Origin of the sequence: Bartonella sp. AP331QHHD, from assembly GCF_042195905.1 — a bacterium.
Classification (GTDB): Bacteria; Pseudomonadota; Alphaproteobacteria; order Rhizobiales; family Rhizobiaceae; genus Bartonella.
This window is the reverse complement of the sequence record NZ_JBHIPG010000055.1, coordinates 1-19,610: the sequence shown is the minus strand read 5'-3', so window position 1 is coordinate 19,610 and position 19,610 is coordinate 1. Positions and strand designations below refer to the sequence as shown.

Annotated in this window: 22 protein-coding genes and 2 pseudogenes; 8 read left to right on the top strand and 16 right to left on the bottom strand. The window is 40.0% G+C overall.

All coding sequences use genetic code 11. The annotated features are described in order from the left end of the window. The 8 genes and pseudogenes from ACFIMS_RS07360 to ACFIMS_RS07325 all read left to right on the top strand — a co-directional run. A pseudogene (locus tag ACFIMS_RS07360) lies at positions 1-922 on the top strand (tol-pal system protein); the annotation flags it as partial. Between the two features lie 18 nt (positions 923-940). Next, a complete protein-coding gene (tilS, locus tag ACFIMS_RS07355) occupies positions 941-2,428 on the top strand; it encodes a tRNA lysidine(34) synthetase TilS (protein WP_375696546.1) in 1,488 nt (495 codons plus the stop codon). Between the two features lie 114 nt (positions 2,429-2,542). Continuing rightward, positions 2,543-4,705 carry an ATP-dependent zinc metalloprotease FtsH gene (gene ftsH, locus ACFIMS_RS07350; RefSeq protein ID WP_375638281.1) on the top strand — a complete coding sequence of 721 codons (2,163 nt, stop codon included), beginning with the start codon at positions 2,543-2,545 and terminating at the stop codon, positions 4,703-4,705. 551 nt (positions 4,706-5,256) lie between these two features. Next, positions 5,257-6,630, top strand: coding sequence for a phosphoglucosamine mutase (glmM, locus tag ACFIMS_RS07345; protein ID WP_375613213.1), 1,374 nt, complete (start codon positions 5,257-5,259; stop codon positions 6,628-6,630). A gap of 911 nt (positions 6,631-7,541) precedes the next feature. Beyond that, a pseudogene (locus ACFIMS_RS07340) lies at positions 7,542-7,787 on the top strand (HigA family addiction module antitoxin). A gap of 197 nt (positions 7,788-7,984) precedes the next feature. After that, the gene (locus ACFIMS_RS07335) at positions 7,985-8,173 is read left to right on the top strand and encodes an antitoxin VbhA family protein (RefSeq protein ID WP_375638282.1); all 189 of its coding nucleotides are present in this window, start codon (positions 7,985-7,987) and stop codon (positions 8,171-8,173) included. Beyond that, a complete protein-coding gene (vbhT, locus tag ACFIMS_RS07330) occupies positions 8,160-9,677 on the top strand; it encodes a type II toxin-antitoxin system protein adenylyltransferase VbhT (RefSeq protein WP_375696545.1) in 1,518 nt (505 codons plus the stop codon). The genes ACFIMS_RS07335 and vbhT overlap by 14 nt, the downstream gene beginning before the upstream one ends. Positions 9,678-9,843: 166 nt before the next feature. Further along, positions 9,844-9,963, top strand: coding sequence for a type II toxin-antitoxin system RelB/DinJ family antitoxin (locus ACFIMS_RS07325; protein ID WP_375638284.1), 120 nt, complete (start codon positions 9,844-9,846; stop codon positions 9,961-9,963). Positions 9,964-10,830: 867 nt separating this feature from the next. Here ACFIMS_RS07325 and virB11 read toward each other — a convergent pair. The 16 genes from virB11 to ACFIMS_RS07245 all read right to left on the bottom strand — a co-directional run bounded on the left by virB11 (position 10,831) and on the right by ACFIMS_RS07245 (position 19,601). After that, the gene (gene virB11, locus ACFIMS_RS07320) at positions 10,831-11,883 is read right to left on the bottom strand and encodes a P-type DNA transfer ATPase VirB11 (RefSeq protein ID WP_273724587.1); all 1,053 of its coding nucleotides are present in this window, start codon (positions 11,881-11,883) and stop codon (positions 10,831-10,833) included. Between the two features lie 17 nt (positions 11,884-11,900). After that, the gene (virB10, locus tag ACFIMS_RS07315; protein ID WP_375696544.1) at positions 11,901-13,073 is read right to left on the bottom strand and encodes a type IV secretion system protein VirB10; all 1,173 of its coding nucleotides are present in this window, start codon (positions 13,071-13,073) and stop codon (positions 11,901-11,903) included. A 27-nt stretch (positions 13,074-13,100) separates the two neighbouring features. After that, a complete protein-coding gene (gene virB9, locus ACFIMS_RS07310; protein WP_375685068.1) occupies positions 13,101-13,952 on the bottom strand; it encodes a P-type conjugative transfer protein VirB9 in 852 nt (283 codons plus the stop codon). Between the two features lie 2 nt (positions 13,953-13,954). After that, a complete protein-coding gene (locus ACFIMS_RS07305) occupies positions 13,955-14,626 on the bottom strand; it encodes a virB8 family protein (protein WP_375613221.1) in 672 nt (223 codons plus the stop codon). Continuing rightward, on the bottom strand, positions 14,623-14,910 hold the full coding sequence (locus tag ACFIMS_RS07300) for a type IV secretion protein VblB7 (RefSeq protein ID WP_375632018.1): 288 nt from the start codon (positions 14,908-14,910) through the stop codon (positions 14,623-14,625). The genes ACFIMS_RS07305 and ACFIMS_RS07300 overlap by 4 nt, the downstream gene beginning before the upstream one ends. A gap of 6 nt (positions 14,911-14,916) precedes the next feature. Then, positions 14,917-15,867, bottom strand: a complete 951-nt coding sequence (locus ACFIMS_RS07295; RefSeq protein WP_375638288.1) for a type IV secretion system protein — start codon at positions 15,865-15,867, stop codon at positions 14,917-14,919. 63 nt (positions 15,868-15,930) lie between these two features. Next, positions 15,931-16,230 (bottom strand): EexN family lipoprotein, encoded by a 300-nt coding sequence (locus ACFIMS_RS07290; RefSeq protein WP_375635551.1) that lies wholly within the window; start codon positions 16,228-16,230, stop codon positions 15,931-15,933. A 27-nt stretch (positions 16,231-16,257) separates the two neighbouring features. Next, a complete protein-coding gene (locus ACFIMS_RS07285; protein WP_375655028.1) occupies positions 16,258-16,500 on the bottom strand; it encodes a hypothetical protein in 243 nt (80 codons plus the stop codon). A 26-nt stretch (positions 16,501-16,526) separates the two neighbouring features. Continuing rightward, complete coding sequence (locus tag ACFIMS_RS07280; RefSeq protein ID WP_375696543.1) at positions 16,527-16,931, bottom strand: EexN family lipoprotein; 405 nt, start codon at positions 16,929-16,931, stop codon at positions 16,527-16,529. Positions 16,932-16,985: 54 nt separating this feature from the next. Next, a complete protein-coding gene (locus tag ACFIMS_RS07275) occupies positions 16,986-17,195 on the bottom strand; it encodes a hypothetical protein (protein WP_375696542.1) in 210 nt (69 codons plus the stop codon). Between the two features lie 61 nt (positions 17,196-17,256). Beyond that, on the bottom strand, positions 17,257-17,541 hold the full coding sequence (locus ACFIMS_RS07270) for an EexN family lipoprotein (protein ID WP_375612512.1): 285 nt from the start codon (positions 17,539-17,541) through the stop codon (positions 17,257-17,259). 65 nt (positions 17,542-17,606) lie between these two features. Next, positions 17,607-17,810 (bottom strand): hypothetical protein, encoded by a 204-nt coding sequence (locus tag ACFIMS_RS07265; RefSeq protein ID WP_375638290.1) that lies wholly within the window; start codon positions 17,808-17,810, stop codon positions 17,607-17,609. A gap of 26 nt (positions 17,811-17,836) precedes the next feature. After that, complete coding sequence (locus tag ACFIMS_RS07260; RefSeq protein ID WP_375696541.1) at positions 17,837-18,241, bottom strand: EexN family lipoprotein; 405 nt, start codon at positions 18,239-18,241, stop codon at positions 17,837-17,839. Further along, positions 18,241-18,645 (bottom strand): EexN family lipoprotein, encoded by a 405-nt coding sequence (locus tag ACFIMS_RS07255; protein ID WP_375696540.1) that lies wholly within the window; start codon positions 18,643-18,645, stop codon positions 18,241-18,243. The genes ACFIMS_RS07260 and ACFIMS_RS07255 overlap by 1 nt, the downstream gene beginning before the upstream one ends. Positions 18,646-18,647: 2 nt before the next feature. Further along, entirely contained in the window at positions 18,648-18,914 is a 267-nt protein-coding gene (locus ACFIMS_RS07250; protein WP_375610252.1) for an EexN family lipoprotein, read from the bottom strand. A gap of 24 nt (positions 18,915-18,938) precedes the next feature. Then, positions 18,939-19,601 carry a type IV secretion system protein gene (locus ACFIMS_RS07245; RefSeq protein ID WP_375696547.1) on the bottom strand — a complete coding sequence of 221 codons (663 nt, stop codon included), beginning with the start codon at positions 19,599-19,601 and terminating at the stop codon, positions 18,939-18,941. Positions 19,602-19,610 lie beyond the last annotated feature (9 nt).

The window sequence follows — 19,610 nt, the reverse complement described above, 5'->3', positions numbered from 1 at the left end:
GGAAAAAGCCACTGACGCTGTTAATAAGGCTGTTGATGCTGTTAAAGAAGCGCCTGAAGCAGCCGATAAAGCAGCATCTGATGCGGTGGAAAAAGCCACTGACGCCGTTAATAAGGCTGTTGATGCAGTGAAAGAAGCACCTGAAGCAGCTGATAAAGCAGCATCTGATGTGGTGGAAAAAGCTACTAGTGTTGCGGAGCACCAAGGGATTATTTTAGAGAATCAACAGGCTTTATTTAAAGATTATGATTTAGATAAGCTTTTGCATAAGATACGAATGGTGCTTGAGCATAACAGTTTAAAAAATGTTAACAAGCAGTTTCACGAGCTTTTTGATACAGAAGCCTCTTCTGTTTATTCTTGTTCTTTTGAAAAGTCTGCTGTAGATGAAAAATCTCAGACTGTAAAGGAAGAGATGGAGCAGGACCATAGTACAGGTGACCAGACAAAGGTTGCTGCTGTGGAAGCTAAGGTGGAGAGCCATGACCATGAAAACAGTCAACCTTTTAACAAAGCGCATGAAGTAAGTGCTCCAATTGAAGCACATCAGAGTGACAATCTTTCTTCTTCTAAAGCTTTGTATAAGGAAGGGTATGATTTTATTCGTTCTGCTAACTATGTTGATGCTGAAAAAAGCTTTTGCGCTTTTCAAAATCGTTACAAAAAAGATTCTTTGAGTGATGATGCTTTATTTTGGTTGGCCGAATCTTTGTTGGGGCAAAAACGCTATCATGAAGCAGCACAAGTTTATCTTACCGCATGGTATGCAGATAAAAAGAAGCTCTATACCTCCGAGATTTTACTGAAATTAGCAAGAAGTATGGTCGCTCTTGAGCCAAATAAAGACGATTGTGCTCATTTTGTGAAAAAATCAAAACGTCAACAAACATTAGCATCTGTTTTTTGTAAACCTGCAAAATAAACAGCGAGGTCGTTTTCGGTGTGCGTTAGACTGGCAAGAAATCTCTTTAAAACATCGGATTTTATTCAATGTCAGAAGTTGATTCTTGCCGTCTCAGGGGGAAGTGATTCTTTGGCTTTGATGTTTTTGGTCAAAGAGCATTTGGAAACACTCGTATTTCCTCCAGAAATGATTGTTGTCACGGTTGATCATCAATTGCGTAAAGAATCGATGCGTGAGGCAGAAACTGTTGCGAAAATTTGTCGTGTCCATGATATTCAACATATCACTGTGCGATGGGAAGGCGAAAAGCCAAAGACGCATATTGCTTCCAGCGCGCGTGTTGCACGCTATGATCTCTTGGTTAAAGAAGCACAAAAACAAGGCGCATCACTTATTATGACGGGGCATACACTCAATGATCAGGTTGAAACCTATCAAATGCGGTATCAACGTCTCCAAAAGAATAGAGGTGCTTTATATAGTGAAGCTGTTGCCATGCGCGATGAGGTTTATGCCAGTGGTTTTGCTGGTATTTTGCGCGGTGAAGCCGAGGGTATACGTGATGAGGATCATACCAGAAAAACAAAAAAAAATATTGCCGAAAAAAACTATGGTCCCCTTTATGAGCGCGGTTTATCCTGTATTCCGCGTGAGGCGTTGTTGCATAGAAAAGTGCGTTTGATTCGGCCACTCCTTGGTGTAAAACGCCAAACATTACGGAATTATTTACGCTTACAAGGACAAACATGGATTGATGATCCAACCAATGAAGATCGCAATTTTGAACGTGTGCGCGTGCGTCAATCTCTTTCTCCACAAAAATTGGCTTATATTGCTCAAAAAATAAATGAAGCCGCATTGCAGCGTCGTCAACAAGCCAAAAATATTGCTGATTTGATCTTAGCGCTGGATATTACTGTCCAACATGGGCGTTGTTCCATAGCAAAGCCTGCGCTGTTTTTACAGAAACATTCCAGTTTTCCTTTTGTGGTGGGGCTCTTTGCTGTGCTGATGGGAGGGGGATTTTATTTGCTCCCCAATCAGAAATTAAGCATGCTTGTTCAAAAACTCTGTCTCGATTCTTCAGAAAAGCGGCGTTTTACTTATGCGGGCTCTGTTATTGAATATAACAAGCAGGGAATTTCTTTGTGGCGTGAAGGGCGAAATATGAAAGAGGCTATTGTTGAGCCAGATAAAACTTTTATATGGGATGGGCGCTATCATATCACAAATCATGGATATGAGGCTATAAAGGTTGGAGCCGCAAATTTAGAACAGCTGAAATTTTTATTAAAAAATAGCGATTTTGAGCTTGAAAAGCCTCATTTTCCCTCTTTACAATCGCTGCTGATGATCTCAAATCATAAAGGGTATGATATTCCAGAGTTGATTTCTCAAGCAGTTGTTCATAAACATGTTATCGTCAAGCGGATTATGGCACCTTTCGATTGGCTTTCCTCACGAGAAGATGCTGCCTTGGTGAATGTTGTGGAACCTTTTTTTAATATTGAGGTGAAAAGATAAAGGAAAATTACTCTAAAAGAAAATAAACAGCTTCTCATCCCTTGGCAAGGGGCTGACAAGGTTATATGTTAAGGGGAACTGTTTGAAATCTATATTTGATTAAGTGGGCTGAATATGAATTCCAATTACCGCTCTCTCCTTATTTGGGGAGTTATTGCATTGATTTTGATTGTGTCGTTTTCTCTCTTTAATGGAGATAGCCAACGTTCTGGTGGTGGAGAAGTCTCCTATTCTGAATTTTTGCAAAAAGTTGAGAATAATGAGTTGAAATCTGTGACCATTCAAGGTCAAAAATTAACAGGAAAAACCATTGAACATAGAGCTATTTCAACCTATGCTCCTCGCGATCCAGGTTTGATACAAAAATTGGAAAGTAAAAACGTCAATGTTAAAGCTATTCCTGAAAGCTCTGGAAATAGCATTTTCCTCAATCTCCTCTTTTCCTTGTTACCTGTTATTATTATCGTGGGGGCGTGGGTCTTTTTTATGCGGCAAATGCAAAATGGATCACGCGGTGCAATGGGATTTGGGAAATCGAAAGCAAGATTGCTTAATGAAGCGCAAGGACGTATTACCTTTAAAGATGTTGCTGGCGTTGAAGAAGCAAAGCAAGATCTTCAAGAAATTGTTGAATTTTTACGCGAACCACAAAAATTTCAACGCTTAGGGGGGCGTATCCCACGCGGTGTTTTGCTTGTTGGTCCTCCAGGAACCGGTAAAACTTTGCTAGCACGTTCTGTGGCCGGTGAAGCCAATGTGCCATTCTTTACCATTTCAGGGTCTGATTTTGTTGAAATGTTTGTTGGTGTTGGGGCAAGCCGTGTGCGCGATATGTTCGAACAGGCTAAAAAAAATGCACCTTGTATTATCTTTATTGATGAAATCGATGCTGTTGGGCGCCATCGGGGGGCTGGTCTTGGCGGTGGAAACGATGAACGTGAACAGACCTTAAACCAGTTGCTTGTCGAAATGGATGGGTTTGAGCCCAATGAAAGTATTATTCTTATTGCTGCAACAAACCGTCCCGATGTGCTTGATCCCGCTTTGTTAAGACCAGGGCGCTTCGACCGACAAGTTGTTGTGCCAAACCCTGATGTTTCTGGGCGTGAACAAATCTTGAAAGTGCATGTGCGCAACGTGCCTTTAGCGCCTAACGTTGATTTGAAAATTTTGGCAAGGGGAACACCAGGATTTTCCGGTGCGGACCTGATGAATCTGGTCAATGAAGCTGCTCTTATGGCTGCAAGCCGTAATAAAAGAGTTGTCACGATGCAAGAATTCGAAGATGCCAAAGATAAGGTGATGATGGGGGCGGAACGACGTTCAACCGCTATGACACAAGAGGAAAAAGAACTCACTGCCTATCATGAAGCAGGACATGCTATTGTGGCTCTTAATGTGCCGGTTGCTGATCCTGTCCACAAAGCAACAATCGTTCCAAGGGGAAGAGCATTGGGAATGGTGATGCAATTGCCTGAAGGCGATCGCTATTCTATGAGTTATCGGTGGATGATTTCTCGTCTGGCCATTATGATGGGTGGACGTGTGGCTGAAGAATTAAAGTTTGGAAAGGAAAATATCACATCTGGTGCTTCTTCTGATATTGAACAAGCAACGAAATTAGCTCGCGCGATGATCACACGGTGGGGATTTTCTGATCTGCTTGGAAATGTAGCTTATGGCGATAACCAAGATGAAGTCTTTTTGGGTCATTCTGTTGCGCGAACACAAAATGTCTCTGAAGAAACAGCGCGCATGATTGATATGGAAGTGCGTAAGCTTATTGATGATGCCTATAAAAATGCGACAAACATTTTGAAAACAAAAAGAAAAGAATGGTTTGCTTTGGCACAAGGTTTGTTGGAATATGAGACTTTAACGGGAGCTGAAATTAACGAAGTTATTGCAGGAAAGCCTCCTTCACGCACACAGAAAGATGAGGGTGCTGCGCCACGGGGGTCTTCTGTTCCAAAAACTGGAAAAATGAAGACAGAGACAACAGTGGTAGATGAAAAAAGCGCTGAAGCAGCCCCTAAAACAGTGCTTCATAAAGCAGAGACAGATAAAGGCGAGGTAGGCAAAGCAGAGGCAGCTGTTGGGAAAAAAACAGCAAAATCCGGTAATGTTGAGCCTAAGGAGGCTCAGTCTAAAGAAGTGCAATCGGATGAGACTGAGAAAAAAGCGCAAAGCACAAAAGGCACCACAAAATCAGTCAACCGCTCTAAAAGTAATGCTGAAAAGAAGTCCAATACTGCGGGACATGATAAAGAAAAATAAGAATTATTTAATATCGCTTGAGTGACGATGTTTTAGGAAAACTTCTAATTTTTTTGAGAAAGGCGCAAGTTTTGTTTGCGCCTTTCTTGTAATATTTGCAAAAATATGGAAGCAAAAAATTAAGCAAAGCCGTTGTATTATGACGGCTTTAGCATGCTACAAGGCGAGGTGGACTGTTGCTTTTCTAATGTGGTAGGGTTGTGAGGTTAGGCGATAGATTTCCTTGCTGATTTTGTAGGGTATGAGGTTTGGTGCTGGGTTTCTTTACGGATTTAGCAAGTGTGTGAGATTATCCGTTGGTTGTATTAAAGGGGTGTATAGAGCATTTTGAGGAGATAATATTGCTTTTATGTGGAAGGGTGTAAACATAATTGCTTGAGAGTGGTTTAGATGTGTAGATGGTGAATAGGGGGCTTGATTGTTTAAATGCATGAAGGTTTAGATCAATGATCTGATTTTATACGGGGAGCGGGGGGACTATTGTACCAAGGGGGCTTGTTAGGGTTTTAAGGAAAAGCCAAGGGAAGAATTATATATTAAAGGAAAGAGGCATGGTGCAAAAATATTTTGGTACAGATGGAATTCGGGGGAAAGCCAATTCATTTCCTATGACACCCGATTTTGCCATGAAGGTGGGGATGGCTGTAGGGGTTTTATTTCGCTCACAACATCAATCTCATCGTGTGGTGATTGGCAAGGATACACGATTATCTGGTTATATGTTGGAAAACGCTTTGGTTTCAGGATTGACTGCTGCGGGGATGGAAGCTTTTTTATTGGGTCCAGTGCCAACCCCTGCTGTTGCAATGCTTTGCCGCTCTTTGCGAGCGGATCTTGGGGTGATGATTTCTGCTTCTCATAATCCGTTCTATGATAATGGAATTAAACTTTTTGGTCCTGATGGTTTTAAACTTTCAGATGATATGGAAGCCAAAATTGAACAATTGATCGATACAGATCTTTCAAAATCTTTAGCAAGTTCTGCCGAAATTGGTTATGCAAAACGGGTTGAGGGGGATATTTATCGTTATATTGAATATGCCAAACGAACTTTGCCGCGTGATGTTCGCTTAGATACTGTGCGTATTGTTGTGGATTGTGCCAATGGGGCTGCTTATAAAGCGGCTCCCCGTGCTTTATGGGAATTGGGGGCTGAGGTTTTTGCTATTCATGATGAACCCAATGGGACCAATATTAATCAAAAATGTGGATCAACCGATTTAAGCTCTTTAAAACGAAAAGTGCATGAAGTGCGTGCTGATGTGGGGATTGCTCTTGATGGAGATGGAGATCGTGTTCTCATTGTGGATGAAAAAGCACAAACGGTTGATGGAGATCAGTTGATTGCTGTAATTGCTGAAAATTGGCATAAAATGGGACGATTACGGTGCAATGGTGTTGTCACAACGATTATGTCAAATCTTGGACTAGAGCGTTTCTTGAATAGCAAAGGGTTGCACCTTGTAAGGACAAAAGTTGGAGATCGTTATGTTGTCGATGCCATGCGCCAAAAGGGATATAATGTTGGTGGTGAGGCTTCTGGCCATATCGTGCTTAGTGATTTTGGTACCACGGGTGATGGCTTGGTGGCTGCATTGCAGATTTTAGCCTGTATGAAGGAAAGTCAAAGCCCTATGAGCCAATTGTGTAAACGGTTTGAACCTGTACCGCAAATTTTAAAAAATGTAACGATTAAAAATAAAAATGTCTTGAAAAAAAATCCCGTCAAAGCGGCCATTGATCAAGCAGAGAAGCGGTTAGGAAAAGAGGCACGGCTGGTGATCCGCGCTTCTGGAACGGAGCCGGTTATCCGCCTTATGGCTGAAGGCGATGCACGAGAAGTATTGGACACTGTCGTGACAGAGTTGATGGATGTTATTATTCATCATGATGTACGCATGGGGACTGCACTTGAGGAATCTTGAATTTTTTGAAAAAATTATCAGATCATCTTTGAATAAAGGTCTGATTTTAATGCGGGATTTTGGCAATTACAAAAGGTATGATTATTAACTCTGTTAGTGATGTAATAACGGTAATGGATACTCTATCTACGAACAAATTAAATAAAAAAGGGAAAAGTCTAATTCTAATAACTACAATGCGTATAGATTTCTCTATAGTTCGTAAAATATGAAAAATATGCCTTTTTTTGATTTTCCTTTTTCTTTTACTTATTCGTAAACCGGTTATTAGTTTAACAGAGTTTGTAGGGGGTTATTAGTGTTATTCATTCTTTTTACTCGATATACAGCGGGTGCAGCGCCTCATGAACATCAAACAGCAATGGTCATTGTGGTTATATCATCTTGATGTTTCTAAGTGCCGCTGCCAATTGGAGATATGATACGCTCCTATTACGTTTAGCTCCTCCTAATTATGAACTTATACTTTTCCAATAATTAGTAGAATAATGAGAAAGAGATGAGAATGAGTAATTTTTTCACGACAGTTCTAATGTTTATAAAGTAAAAAAAGCCGTGTGATGTAAAAATAATGAACATTTTTTGTATCTTGGAAGGGTACACTCTATATTCATTTACAATTTTAAGATTTAAACATAAAAGGATTGAAGCCTTCTATAATACTGGTACGACTGAAGGGATTAGAACCGCCCATGCTCAAAAATTAAAGCGTATTCTAAGTGCTCTTGAAGGAGATGTATCGCCAAAAGATTTGAGTTATCCATCCTTTTAATTACATCTGCTAAAGGGTGATTTCAAGGATTATTAGTCAATTACTGTAAATGGAAATTGTTGCGTAATATTTCGCTTTGATAGCATAGATGTGGAAATGGTTGATTATCTGGATTGTCATCAAAAAGCAGGTCTAAACAATGATGAAGAATCCTTCACATCTCGGTGAATTATTGCGAGAAGATGTGATCAAAGAGCTTGGTTTATCCGTTAATGAAGCAGCAGAGTAGCTTGGTATATCTCGTGTAGCACTTTCTAGAGTTTTAAATGGAAAAGCCGCTATGAGTGCTAATCTTGCTATTAGGCTTGAAATGTCTGGTGTAAGCACAGCACGTGCTTGGCTTGCTATGCAAACAAATTATGATCTATCAAAAAAAAATCCTTAACAACAGTCCCATGATCAAGATTGCATAAAAGAGTTTCAAATGGCAGTTAAGTTTTTGCAACAGAAACGTATACAAGAGCTAAATCATGCGTATGAGCGTACAAGGTCAAAAGATGTAACGCGGGTAAGACAAGGAATAAAATCTTGTTTCTATAGTCTGTTTGGCTATAATAAATGTAAGCAAATGAGGGTTTTAATATGTTGAGTGAAGAGGAACTTAAGCTGCGTCGCCTCTATGCTGAAAATGCATTGGCAAGCCAACGTTTAGAGGGATTAGAGCCAGATCCGCTGGTTGTTGCACAAATGGAGCGTGTTATTATTGGAGAGCTTGAAACAAGTGATATCCTCAAAGATTATATGGAGAGGGTAAAACGTGGAGAAGTATAAGGGGAGCGGTGATTCTTATACTGATCCTGAAACTGGTGTGATGTATAATCGGCTTGGTATTAAAGACAAAGCCACACTGCAACGTGTAGAATCTACGATTTCTTATGTAAAATCTTTCGAATTTGTACATACTCCTATTGGTGGTAAGTTTGATCTGAATTACATGAAAGAGATTCATAGAAGACTGTTTGGTGACATATATGAATGGGCGGGACAAGTTCGTTTAGTGGATATTGCCAAAGGCAATAGTATGTTTGCTAGTTATAATCAGATTGAAAGTTATGCACCGAAGATTACGCAAAAGCTTGCAAAAGAACAGTATCTGCGTGGTCTTGGCGCTTATGACTTTAGCCAAAGGGCTGGGTATTACATGGGCGAATTGAATGCGTTGCATCCGTTTCGAGAGGGGAATGGGCGTACTCAGCGTGAATTTATGGTGCAACTGGCTCGTGAAGCTGGTTATCATATCAACTGGAAGGGTATTGAGCGACAAGAAATGACACGTGCGTCAATTGAAGCACATTTTGGTAATTCAGAATATCTATCTGCACTCATCTATAAGAACCTTATCAAGTTTACAGAAAATAAAAGGGATGATGTTTCTCAAGGTATTGGCAAAAATATTGCTTTTGGCGTTTATCTTAATAAAGAGTGCTTGGAACAACAAAAAGAGAAGATTGAAACTCCTTGGGATAGAGAAAAGACAAGTTTTGCTAAACGTCAAAAAGAAGAACTTGAACAATTACAAAATGATTTGAATGTTGTTGCAAAAGCAACAGAACGAGAGCCATACCTTGCTGCTTATATAGATAATTCTAATCTAGAACAGAAGGTGCTAAGCGCTCTTAGAAATAAAAAATCTTACATTGATGTGTTTAAGGAGTTAAACAGTCATTTAGCATCTATTTATAGAGATCCACAAGAGGCTGCGTTTAGGATTGAGCAAACGATTTTAGCAGGTAAAGGCGATAAACTTCCTGATATTTTGGATAGGGCACCTGATAGAGCGGGCGAACTGCGTGGGTCAGATCGTTTTATCGATAAATTGAAGGCTACAGGAAAAGAACGAAAAGAAGCGCTTTATCATGTTCCTCTTGCTGTTTCTACTATGAGAGAGCTTCAATCCTTTTATAAGAATTCTTATGAGACACATATGGATAGTGTTACACGGGAGCGTGAGCGATTGAAAGTTGAGGTTCCGTCACTTTCACAAGAAGCAGTGACTTTTATGAAAAATGTTGAAGCTGGTTGTGATAGTTATTCAAAGATACCAGAGCAGGTTAATCAAGAGTTTTTAAAGCTACAAAGTGTTTTAGATAAACGTTTTGGACATGATGCCATTCATAAATATGGTTTTGATTTATCAAAAGCAATCCCCAAAGAACAGTCTTATAATAAAGAACGCATAAAAGAGTTTCAAATGGCAGTTAAGTTTTTGCAACAGAGACAACAGGAGAAAATCAACGCAATAGCGCGTGCAAGATCAATAGATATGATACGGTAAGGGCAAGGATAAAGCCTTATGCTGTATAAGCCCTATTAAGCCATATGGCAAAAGAGAGGTAATCAAAAGAGGTTTAATATGGGTGTGACAAAAGACGTTGTATGTGCCTGCATAGATAGGGCGTTAAAAAAAATTCGGTGAAATATTAGCAAGTTTAGGACTTACGGTGTCTGATTTCATCCGTATTGCTTTGACAAAAGTTGTTGATGAAAGAGGATTGCCGTTTGATATGTATATTCTTCATGAGAAAACGCTTAAAACTTTTGAGAAAAGTGATAAGGGTTAAGAGAAGTGACAAGGGTTAAGAGATATAGCTGAAGATAGGTAAGATTTGTTTTGTCATTTGGATATTTGATATTTCTGATCATTCACTTCAAGTTAGCTTTTCATTTACATCATTATCGTTATGGGTGTTTCCGTATATTGAATGATGTATGCAAACCGTGATTGAAATGGCAGCTTATTGAATTTCTGTGAAAGAAGAAGGCATATCGCCTGAATAATTATTTGATATTGTTTCTTTTATTGCTACTCATTCAGATGTTGGTGGTTTTATGCAAGGAATGAGGTGAAGCCAAGGAAAGTTAGGTTTAAAAGCATAAGAGTAAAAGTGGGGGATATAAGGTTATACCCTTTTTTGGTGGTTAAAATATTCCGGTGTTGATCGAAGATATTTACAGTCAATCATCTTGAGGTAATTTGACAAAATCAGAGAGGAATGCGTTGAAGAAAATTTTATACTGCGCCTTGATGAATATCGAAAAGAATAATAATGGATAAGGCACATAAAGCAGGACCTCGTATATTAAAAGGTGTTTGTGAAGCTTTTGTCTGAAGCTAAAGGTGAAGCGGATACTAAATTTTGTATCGATATTCCTGCAAATATTGATGTCAAAAAAAATCAGAAAAAATATAGGGTTATAGATATCATTTTCGGCACGTTTTGGTTTTCCTGTGGGGCGCATTCGTGATTGGGAATGGGGATGATATTTTTACTTCTTTTTACTTGTTGTTTTCGATTATTGACACTGAACTTGAAGCTATGGTGGTAATTTAGCACGCGATGATATCCGCGGCTTATAATCGTGTTTTTAAGAAAGCTCTATTGGTATAGTTTTTGCTTATAAAAAAGGGTGTGAGGGGTAGCGTTTTTTTAAAAAGCATCACGGCGTTTGAAAGGGTCGTAATAGATTTCTGTTACACGAAATTTTCCTTCGAGGCGTTTACATTGGATGATGACATCAATCATCGAGATTAATAAGCCGCGGATATCATCGCGTGCTAAATTACCACCACCGTCACTTTCTTTGACTAAAAGGGTCATTTGTTCAAAGGCTGCAAGGGCTGTTGAGGCGTGGACGGTGGTAATGGAGCCGGGGTGACCAGAATTGACATTACGGATATAGTAAAAGGCTGTACCATCACGCAGCTCTTGTAGAAGGATTCTGTCGGGGCGCATGCGTAAGCCTGATTCAAGCAGTTCTTTTGCGCCTGCTTTTGCTAAGCCTTGGTTATCTTTTGAATAAAAGAGCTGCACTTTGTTGGCGTGCGGAACGACAAGTTCTGGTGTGTCTTCAATGGTGAGAATTCGTTCATAGTCAGGGATTTTTGCAATCAAAGCTTTGGAGAGGGTTGTTTTACCAGAACCGGTTTTTCCCGATATTAAGATATTTTGTTGTGTAATAACGGCTCTTTCTAAAAAGGTGCAAAAATCTTTCGCGATAAAGAGATCTGTTAGCTCTTTGTCTGTATCAGAGAGTTCGGATAATCGTTCTGTCATTTGTTGCGTGGGTGTGAAACTGGTGTTTTGGGCAACAGAAAAAAGATTGTTTTCATGTAAACTTTCAAGAGAAAAAGTGCGTGATGAAGGTTTACGAATGGTCATGCTAATGGTATTGGCTGCAACTGCTGGAGGCATAACAATTTGTATGCGTTCGTTGTTTGGCAGTGTTGCGGAGAGAACGGGATTTTCTACACTGATTTTTTGTGTTGTGTAGGCAGCAACAACTTTTGCAATCCCTTCTAGTTCGCCGTAGGTTAGTTCTTTTAAGATGTGGGTTTGCCAACCATTGGGACCCTCAACGATTACTTCGCCAGGGCGATTGATAACAATTTCAAATAAATTTTCATCATTGAGAAAGTCATCTAAGATCTTTAATTTTGTTAAAACGATGGAGGCGCGTTCTGCATTTTTTGCTGATGGCATAATGTGACTTTATTGGCTTAATGAAAAAAGGAATAGCTGGGAGTAGAGCGGTTTCTTTTGCTCTTTACGACTAGTTTATAGACAGAGGAAAAATCGAGATCTTTTGCTACGAAAATGTTGACGAGTTCGCCTTGAAATTTTTCTAGGGTAGGAGGGATGTTGATTTGATTTTCAAGAGCAATACTGGCGGCCTCTTTTCCAGTGTTGTTTGCGCCTTCAAAACCGCCACCTCCAGAGTTGTTTGAACCTTCTTTATTGGAATTTCCTACTATTTTATTTGTTAAAACTGTTGTGGCACCATCAATAACGGTCAACAAAAGGGAAGAGCCAAAGCGTTCCCACCAATGGGTGTTGATGTTGCCATCAAAACCGGCTCTGCCTAAACTGTCGGTTGCGGGTGAGGCAAGGGGAATGATAACGCCGGTTGGGGTTTTTGCTCTTGTCCAGAGTACAAAGAGGCGAGATTGACCTTGTTTTATCCCTCCGCGGTATTCGCCAATCACTTGGGTTCCTTTATCAAGCAAAACAACGCGCCCATTGTCAGAGAGGATATCACGGTTGATGATGCAGCTTGCAAAGCCTGGTTGCTCACTGTTTAATGCGGTTTCTAAGATACAGGGAATAGAGGTTCCCATGGCGATGATAAAGTTTCTATTGCCGATGAGTTTTGCTTTTGCTTCTTCTGTTTTGGTAGGCTTTAATAGGGTTGCAAAATTTTGTGTGTCTTGAAGGGCAGGAGAATTTTGCGCATTCGCGAGATTTTCAAGGGCATGGAATTTTTCAAAGGGGTTGAGAGTCGTGTTGACGATGTCTTTTAATTGAGATTTAGAGCCTTTGGCAAAAGCGAGAACAGGGGCACGTCTTGCGGCATCAAGTAGTGGGTCATCTTTTTTGGGTTCTTGTGCGAGTGGTTGTGGGGGTGGTAAGGTTATTGGCGCTATGTTGGCACGCGGGTCAGAGGGCGCGAGCTCTAAAGGGGCGAGGGAATTGTGAAAGCTTTTTTCTTGTTTTTTATGAGCTTTTGCGGTGTCTTTTTGTTCTGTGGGGGAGGATAAGATGTTCCAGAGCACATAGCCGCAGATTCCTATACAGGCTATTGCGACAACTATTTTTTTGCCGGCGGTTTTGGCGCTATTGTTTTTGCCATCCCCAATAGATCCGCGATCTTCGATGATTGGTTTATCACTCATGTGTTGTCCCCTTCAATTCCCGCTTATTTAAAGATCTGATGCAACTTTACGTTCAACAGATGGTGAGGTTGTTCCGGTATTTGGATTGGTGCCTTTTGGTTGATAGGCTTCGTTAAAGACGCATAGGACGTTTTTTCCCTGTCTTAGGGTGAAGCGTGCGCTAATGGCATGGACAATCACCATGTTGCCTCTTGTGGTTTTGGGAACCAGCGATTCTGTACCGTCATTGCTGACAATGTAAATGGCAGGGATTTCTTGGTTGTCTGGAAATGTAAATGTTGTTGTTTTGCCATTGTCATAAACGGAGGAGGGTTCAAGAGTGATAGAGCCTTGAGCGGTGTAAGCCCAATTGCGAGGTCCGTAGGTTTCAGAAGCGTTGAAGACATTATCGATACGCTGGGCTTGTTGTTTTTCTTGTCGCATAAGGGCTGCGAGTCTTCTTTGTTCTGCTTCTTCTTGTGGGTAGCGAAATTTCACAAGGAAATATGTTTCTTGTCCAGAGGAAATTTCTCCATCTTTGACCATGAGTTCAAATTGATAGGAGCGCTTTGAGCCATCAAGCTTTGTGGTGACGACTTGGAGATTGGTAATGGGTTGGACTTCCCGCGCTTTGAGGAAAAGAATATTGCCAGCGGGGGCGACTTCCCATGCAACGCTGTTGCCAATTGCTACATGGGCAATTTCTTCATTGGGAGAAAATTCTATTTGTACCGATGAGCGTATGGAGCCAATAATTTTTGTGACATTATAGGCATCATAGTTGATAAAGCGAATGCGGCTATCGCTTGGCGCACGGGTGGGAAAAATACTGGCATGGCTAGGCGTTAAAGAAAGGGTAATAGCGATGTTAAGAATGAGAAAAAGAATTTTTTTTGTCATGATCAGTTGACCACTTCCGGATCGGTTCTATATTCACTAACAATAAACCCTAGAGGATTTATCAAACGGTTTTGGACAGAGATAGGGGCATTGATGTATTCAAAGGTAAGTGTTGCAACCCAGTGGGTGATGAATTCTTTGTTGTTGTCGTTGTCGTGAATGGTTCTGTAGTAACGCACTTGGGCAACATCGTCATTGATAAAGGAGATTGATTTTATTGTTATTGTAACAGCGGCGTGTTTATAGAGAATTTGAGGACTTTGGGGATTTCTTGCTCCATACCAGCTGGCAAATCTTTCCTGTTCTTCTGAAGAAGAGAGGAGGGAGACGGTTTGGAAGTTGTGTTGTGTTTCTTCTGTGGTGAAGCCTTCACGGGAGCGGACATATTTTGCAGCAAAGTAGCGTGTGATTGCTTCGTCGACATTGGTGGGACCTTCTTTTAAGGCTTCCACAACTTCGGTGATGCCGGTTGAATTGTCGACGCGGATGACAAAAGGTTCCACGGTTTTAAGGGGTGTGAGGGTGATGACCGCGAGAGAAGACAGTATTGCAACCGCAACGGCGATGCCGGCAATGGCAAGCGAGACGCGGGTGGTGCGGCGTGAGGCGAGCATGCGATCTTGATCAAACGAGCGTGCTTCAGCAATGTATTGTTCTATATCTTTTTCTTTCATGCTTTTTGCCCGCAATTTTTGTAAGATTTGATTTCTTCATCCGTTAATTTTTGTGCCAGAAGCATTTCCAGCTTACCTTCTTTTAGGGGTGAAGGGGTGTTGTTACTGATGATGATGGGCGTGGGCGTGGGTTTTTTCCCTTCCCAATTCCACATTGATCTGTTGAGTGGACGTTTAGAATATCCATCACATTTTGGGAGTGACTTCAGTGTGTTTGGTGAAGACACACAGCCACTGAGAAAGAGAAATGGTAAGATAATCCCAATTTTTTTAAATTCCCGCATTTGAACTTAGTGCTCCCTTATTTTCGAGATGAGTTTTTGTAGACCATGAAGAGCGGCTTTACCACCTACATTAGCAAGGTGACCAGCTTCTTTAGCGGCACGGAAAGCTCCTTTTCCAGCAATTTGTCCTGCACCTACACCTAATTTTGTTGAGCCTGTGAGGGAAGCTCCACCAGAAGCTAAAGCTGATGCTATATCAGGTAATTTGAGGAAAATCAAAATGCCGCAACTGGCAATAGAGAAGAATTGGACTAAGGAAATTATCATATCTAGAACACTACCTGAAAGGATGGTTGTTGAAAGATCAACATATAGACCACCAACTATAACTACTAATACCTGCAAAATGATGAAGTTTGCTGTTTGATTTAACCATGCCTCTGTAAACCTTCTTGTTGAGGAAAACATATAAAGGCTTATAAAGAGGGGCCCCACTGATATAACGAGAAATAAACCAATTTTAGCAAATATTGAGACGAAAAAACCAATAGCACAAAAGAAAGCAGAAATTACTAAGCAGACAAGGCCAGCAAGCCAGTAAACAACAAACGTAAATCCATTTTCGTTGTTTGCTGCATCAAAAACGTGTCCAGCAGCAGTTTGTATCATATTATCCCATACATTTTTATCCGAGTGTGCTCCTTGGGTGACATTTGCAATGGCATTCGGCAGATCATTGAAAAATATATCCCTAACCCACGCATTATAAAGAGCGGCGTTTGTGGCGAGTGAAACAATGATGCCAAGTTTGAAAATTGTTGCTATAAAGTCCCACAAAGGCATGGAAGAACGCCCATAGATAATATTGTACCCTATAAATATAATGTAGATTGTACAAGATGCTTTAAGCGGAGTAGATAAAGACGATGAGAGATTTCCAATGGTGTTATCCATTACCCTTGTAAGGGGCTCCATCAATCCGTTGTCTATCTTGGTAAATATATCATACGCTGCCATTGTCTTTCCTCCGCTCCTTATCATATGGGGTTCGTGTTCCATACGGAGTCAAATTTTTATGATTTAATTACTGTCCTCTTTCTTTTCAGATTGTTCTTTCATTTTTTTCTTATCGTCATTTTTACGATATTTATTTAGATAGTTTTGAAAGGATTCTTCACGAAGTTCGTCTAGTGCTTTTCCTAAGTTTTCACAATTTTGAGGAGATTCTGTTTTAGAAGGCTTTTTCCACATACATTTAGGTGTCCACTCATTACGTAATTTTTCGTCTTTTTTAAATTCTGCTACGCTGTAGGTTTTTTCACATCCAGCCGTGATGAGCCCTGTGCAAAGTAGCAATGTTGTTATGAGAACTTTATTCATAGATATTTCCCCTTCTTTCTTTCAGTTTTACAAGGTTTGAGCACAATCTTTAAATTCTGCTTGTGTTATCGGTTTTTTATAACCAGTAATGATAAATCTAGGGCAGCGACATAATCTTGCCATAAATCTATTGTATAGTCTGTAATGTTCTTTAAGTTGAGCAGCTAAAGCGCAATAGCGATGTGTAATGGTGCTATCCATTGTCTTTGTAAGGGACTCTATCAACATATTGTCGATATAAGAAAATATGCCTTTGCTTTCTACTGCCATTGAGATGCTCCGCTCTTCATTATGTCTTAATGGTTATTTTGTTGTTCTTCTGCCGCCCGTTCTTTTTCTCTTCGTTCTTCCTCAGCACGCTCTTTCGCTTCTTGTTCAGCTAATTTTTTTTTAGTATTAGCTTCCATTTTTTGAAGTCTGGCTCTCATTTCGGCTTCGGAATCTCTAATCATTTTTTGAAACTTTTCATCATCTTCACGCTCTCTTTCTTCAGCTTTTGCTTCATATTCTTTTTCAAGTTCTAAAAATGCTAACCGCATGTTTTCACAATTTTTTGAAGTTCCTGCAAATCCACATTTCGCATCCCACTCTAGGCGTAATTTTTCATCTTTTTTAAATTCTGCGACGCTATAGGTTTTTTCACAGCCAGCAGCGATAATTCCAGTGCCAAGTAGCAATGTTGTTATGAGAACTTTATTCATCGATATTTCCCCTTTTTCCTTTCAGTTTTACAAGTTTTGAGCACAATTTTTAAATTATGCTTGTGTTATCGGTTTTTTATAACCAGTGATGATAAATCTAGGGCAGCGACATAATCTTGCCATAAATCTATTGTATAGTCTGTAATGTTCTTTAAGTTGAGCAGCTAAAGCGCAATAGCGATGTGTAATGGTGTCATCCATTACCTTTGTGAGGGGCTCGATCAACCCGTTGTCTATCATGGTAAATATATCATACGCTGCCATTGTTTTTCTCCGCTTCTTATCATACGGGTTCGCGTTCCATACAAAGTCGAATTTTTATGCTTTAATTACTGTCTTCTTTCTTTTCAGATTGTTCTTTCATTTTTTGTTTATCGTCATTTTTACGATATTTATTTAGATAGTTATCAAAATTTTCTTGACGTACTTCTTCTATTGCTTTGTCTAAATTTTTACAATTTTGTGAATCTCCTGTCCATCCACACTTACGTCTCCATTCATCGCGTAAATTTTTATCTTTTTTAAATTCTGCGACGCTATAGGTTTTTTCACAACCAGCAGCCATAAGCCCTGTGCAAAGTAGCAATGTTGTTATGAGAACTTTATTCATAGATATTTCCCCTTTTTCCTTTCAGTTTTACAAGGTTTGAGCACAATCTTTAAATTCTGCTTGTGTTATCGGTTTTTATAACCAGTGATGATAAATCTAGAGCACAGACATAATGTTGCCATAAATATATTATAAAGTGCACAAAGCTCTTTAAGTTGAGCAGCTAAAGCGCAATAGCGATGTGTAATGGCGCTATCCATTGCCTCTGCAAGGGGATCCATCAACATATCATCTATGTCAGTAAATACGCCTTTCGTTATTATTGCCATTTAGATGCTCCGCTCTTCATTATGTTTTAATGGTTATTTTGTTGTTCTTTTGCCGCTCTCTCTTTTGCTTCCTGTTCTTCTTCAGCACGTCGCTTTGCTCTTTGTTCTTCTAATTTTTTTTGAGTCTCAGCTCTCATTTTTTCAAGATCAGCTTTTTGTTTCGCCATAAATTCTTCATATCTTTTGCGATTGTTCTCTTCCGCTTGACGCTCTCTTTCTGCTGCTTGTGCCTGACGTTCCTTATCAAGTTCTAAAAATGCTAACCGCATGTTTTCACAATTCTTTGAAGTTCCTGCAAATCCACATCTAGCATCCCACTCTAGGCGTAATTTTTCATCTTTTTTAAATTCTGCTACGCTATAAGTTTTTTCACATCCAGCCGTGATCAGCCCTGTGCAAAGTAGCAATGTTGTTATGAGAACTTTATTCATTATTTATTGTCCTGTTGTTGTTTAGCGCGCTCTTCTGCTTCTCGTTCGGCTTGTTCTTTTGCTTTTCTTTTTTCTATTTCAGCTTTTAGTTTTTTTATTTCAGCTTGCCTTGCTTGATGTTGAGCTTCCATTGCGGCATCAAATCTTTCCATCGCTTTACGGTTTTCTTCTTCGCGTTCACGCGCTCTTTCTTCAGCTTTTGCTTCATATTCCTTTTCAAGTTCAAGTTGTGCTAATCTTAAGTTTTCACAATTTTTTGCAGTTCCTGCGAATCCACATTTAGCATTCCACTCTTCCATCAATTTTTTATCTTTTTTAAATTCTGCGACGCTATAGGTTTTTTCACAACCAGCCGTGATGAGCCCTGTGCAAAGCAGCAATGTTGTTATGATGATCTTGTTCATGATTAATGACTGTCCTGTTTCTTTTCAGATTCTTGTTTATCGTCATTTGTTGAGCCAAAGCCTCTCCAATTTTTACGGGTTTCAAATTCAGCTTGCTCTGCATTTTTACAATTTTTCGAATTCAAATCCCCTGACGTCAAACATTTCACTAATACTTCTTCCATCAGTTTTTTATTTTTTTTAAGTTCTTCTACGCTGTAGGTTTTTTCACAACCAGCCGTGATGAGCCCTGTGCAAAGTAGCAATGTTGTTATGATGATCTTGTTCATATTTAAGCCCCTCTTTTCTCCCGTTTATTGACCACGGAGTTTTTTGGCAAAATCTTTATATCGTGCTGTAAATTCTTCGTAGCCACGTTGTTCTGCCGCTTTTTCTTCTGCTTGTTGAATCATCATGGCGGCTTGCATTTGGAGTATTTTTGCTTGGAGGTCTGCTTGTACCGCTGATAATTGTGCTTGAATGCCTTGAATTTTACCCGCATCTTTAGTACTTCCAAGTTCGTCAAGGAGCTTGGTAATGTTTTTTTGTGTTTCACTGGCTTCTTCGTAGACGTCTTGTCCTTTGGCTGCTTCTCCTACTACGCGCTGTTCGGCTTTTTTTACTTCTTGTGCGTAAAAAGCATCTACTGCCTCTTTTGATCCTGCGCCCCCTGCGGGCTCTTTGTATTTAAGCTCTTCTTGCCATTTTTGCGTGTTTTTGCTGCCACCGCCGCCGCCACCGCCACCACTGCCCATTGATTGTTGAAAGTGGTTAAAATCTGAAGGAAGGGCGCCACTGCTCCCTTGCTTGTTAAACATCTCTTTCAATCCCGAAATGTCAGGCTTGACATTTAAGGAGTTATATAACTGTTTCGCTTGATCGAGTTGGCTCTTTAATTGCTCAAGCTGTTGTGCACCTTGTTGAATTTGTTCTTGCAATTTGTTAAGTTGTTGTGTGCCTTGCTGGACTTGTTTCATTATTTGTCC

Bases quoted from the DNA above. Each gene is read 5' to 3' on its own strand.
- ACFIMS_RS07305 (WP_375613221.1), bottom strand. From the start codon at position 14,626: ATGAAAGAAAAAGATATAGAACAATACATTGCTGAAGCACGCTCGTTT.
- ACFIMS_RS07270 (WP_375612512.1), bottom strand. From the start codon at position 17,541: ATGAATAAAGTTCTCATAACAACATTGCTACTTTGCACAGGGCTTATG.
- virB11 (WP_273724587.1), bottom strand. From the start codon at position 11,883: ATGCCATCAGCAAAAAATGCAGAACGCGCCTCCATCGTTTTAACAAAA.
- virB10 (WP_375696544.1), bottom strand. From the start codon at position 13,073: ATGAGTGATAAACCAATCATCGAAGATCGCGGATCTATTGGGGATGGC.
- ACFIMS_RS07285 (WP_375655028.1), bottom strand. From the start codon at position 16,500: ATGGCAGTAGAAAGCAAAGGCATATTTTCTTATATCGACAATATGTTG.
- ACFIMS_RS07250 (WP_375610252.1), bottom strand. From the start codon at position 18,914: ATGAACAAGATCATCATAACAACATTGCTACTTTGCACAGGGCTCATC.
- ACFIMS_RS07280 (WP_375696543.1), bottom strand. From the start codon at position 16,931: ATGAATAAAGTTCTCATAACAACATTGCTACTTGGCACTGGAATTATC.
- virB9 (WP_375685068.1), bottom strand. From the start codon at position 13,952: ATGACAAAAAAAATTCTTTTTCTCATTCTTAACATCGCTATTACCCTT.
- ACFIMS_RS07335 (WP_375638282.1), top strand. From the start codon at position 7,985: ATGTTGAGTGAAGAGGAACTTAAGCTGCGTCGCCTCTATGCTGAAAAT.
- ftsH (WP_375638281.1), top strand. From the start codon at position 2,543: ATGAATTCCAATTACCGCTCTCTCCTTATTTGGGGAGTTATTGCATTG.
- ACFIMS_RS07275 (WP_375696542.1), bottom strand. From the start codon at position 17,195: ATGGCAGCGTATGATATATTTACCATGATAGACAACGGGTTGATCGAG.
- ACFIMS_RS07295 (WP_375638288.1), bottom strand. From the start codon at position 15,867: ATGGCAGCGTATGATATATTTACCAAGATAGACAACGGATTGATGGAG.
- ACFIMS_RS07300 (WP_375632018.1), bottom strand. From the start codon at position 14,910: ATGCGGGAATTTAAAAAAATTGGGATTATCTTACCATTTCTCTTTCTC.
- glmM (WP_375613213.1), top strand. From the start codon at position 5,257: ATGGTGCAAAAATATTTTGGTACAGATGGAATTCGGGGGAAAGCCAAT.
- ACFIMS_RS07245 (WP_375696547.1), bottom strand. From the start codon at position 19,601: ATGAAACAAGTCCAGCAAGGCACACAACAACTTAACAAATTGCAAGAA.
- ACFIMS_RS07290 (WP_375635551.1), bottom strand. From the start codon at position 16,230: ATGAATAAAGTTCTCATAACAACATTGCTACTTTGCACAGGGCTCATC.
- ACFIMS_RS07265 (WP_375638290.1), bottom strand. From the start codon at position 17,810: ATGGCAATAATAACGAAAGGCGTATTTACTGACATAGATGATATGTTG.
- ACFIMS_RS07260 (WP_375696541.1), bottom strand. From the start codon at position 18,241: ATGAATAAAGTTCTCATAACAACATTGCTACTTTGCACAGGGCTGATC.
- ACFIMS_RS07255 (WP_375696540.1), bottom strand. From the start codon at position 18,645: ATGAACAAGATCATCATAACAACATTGCTGCTTTGCACAGGGCTCATC.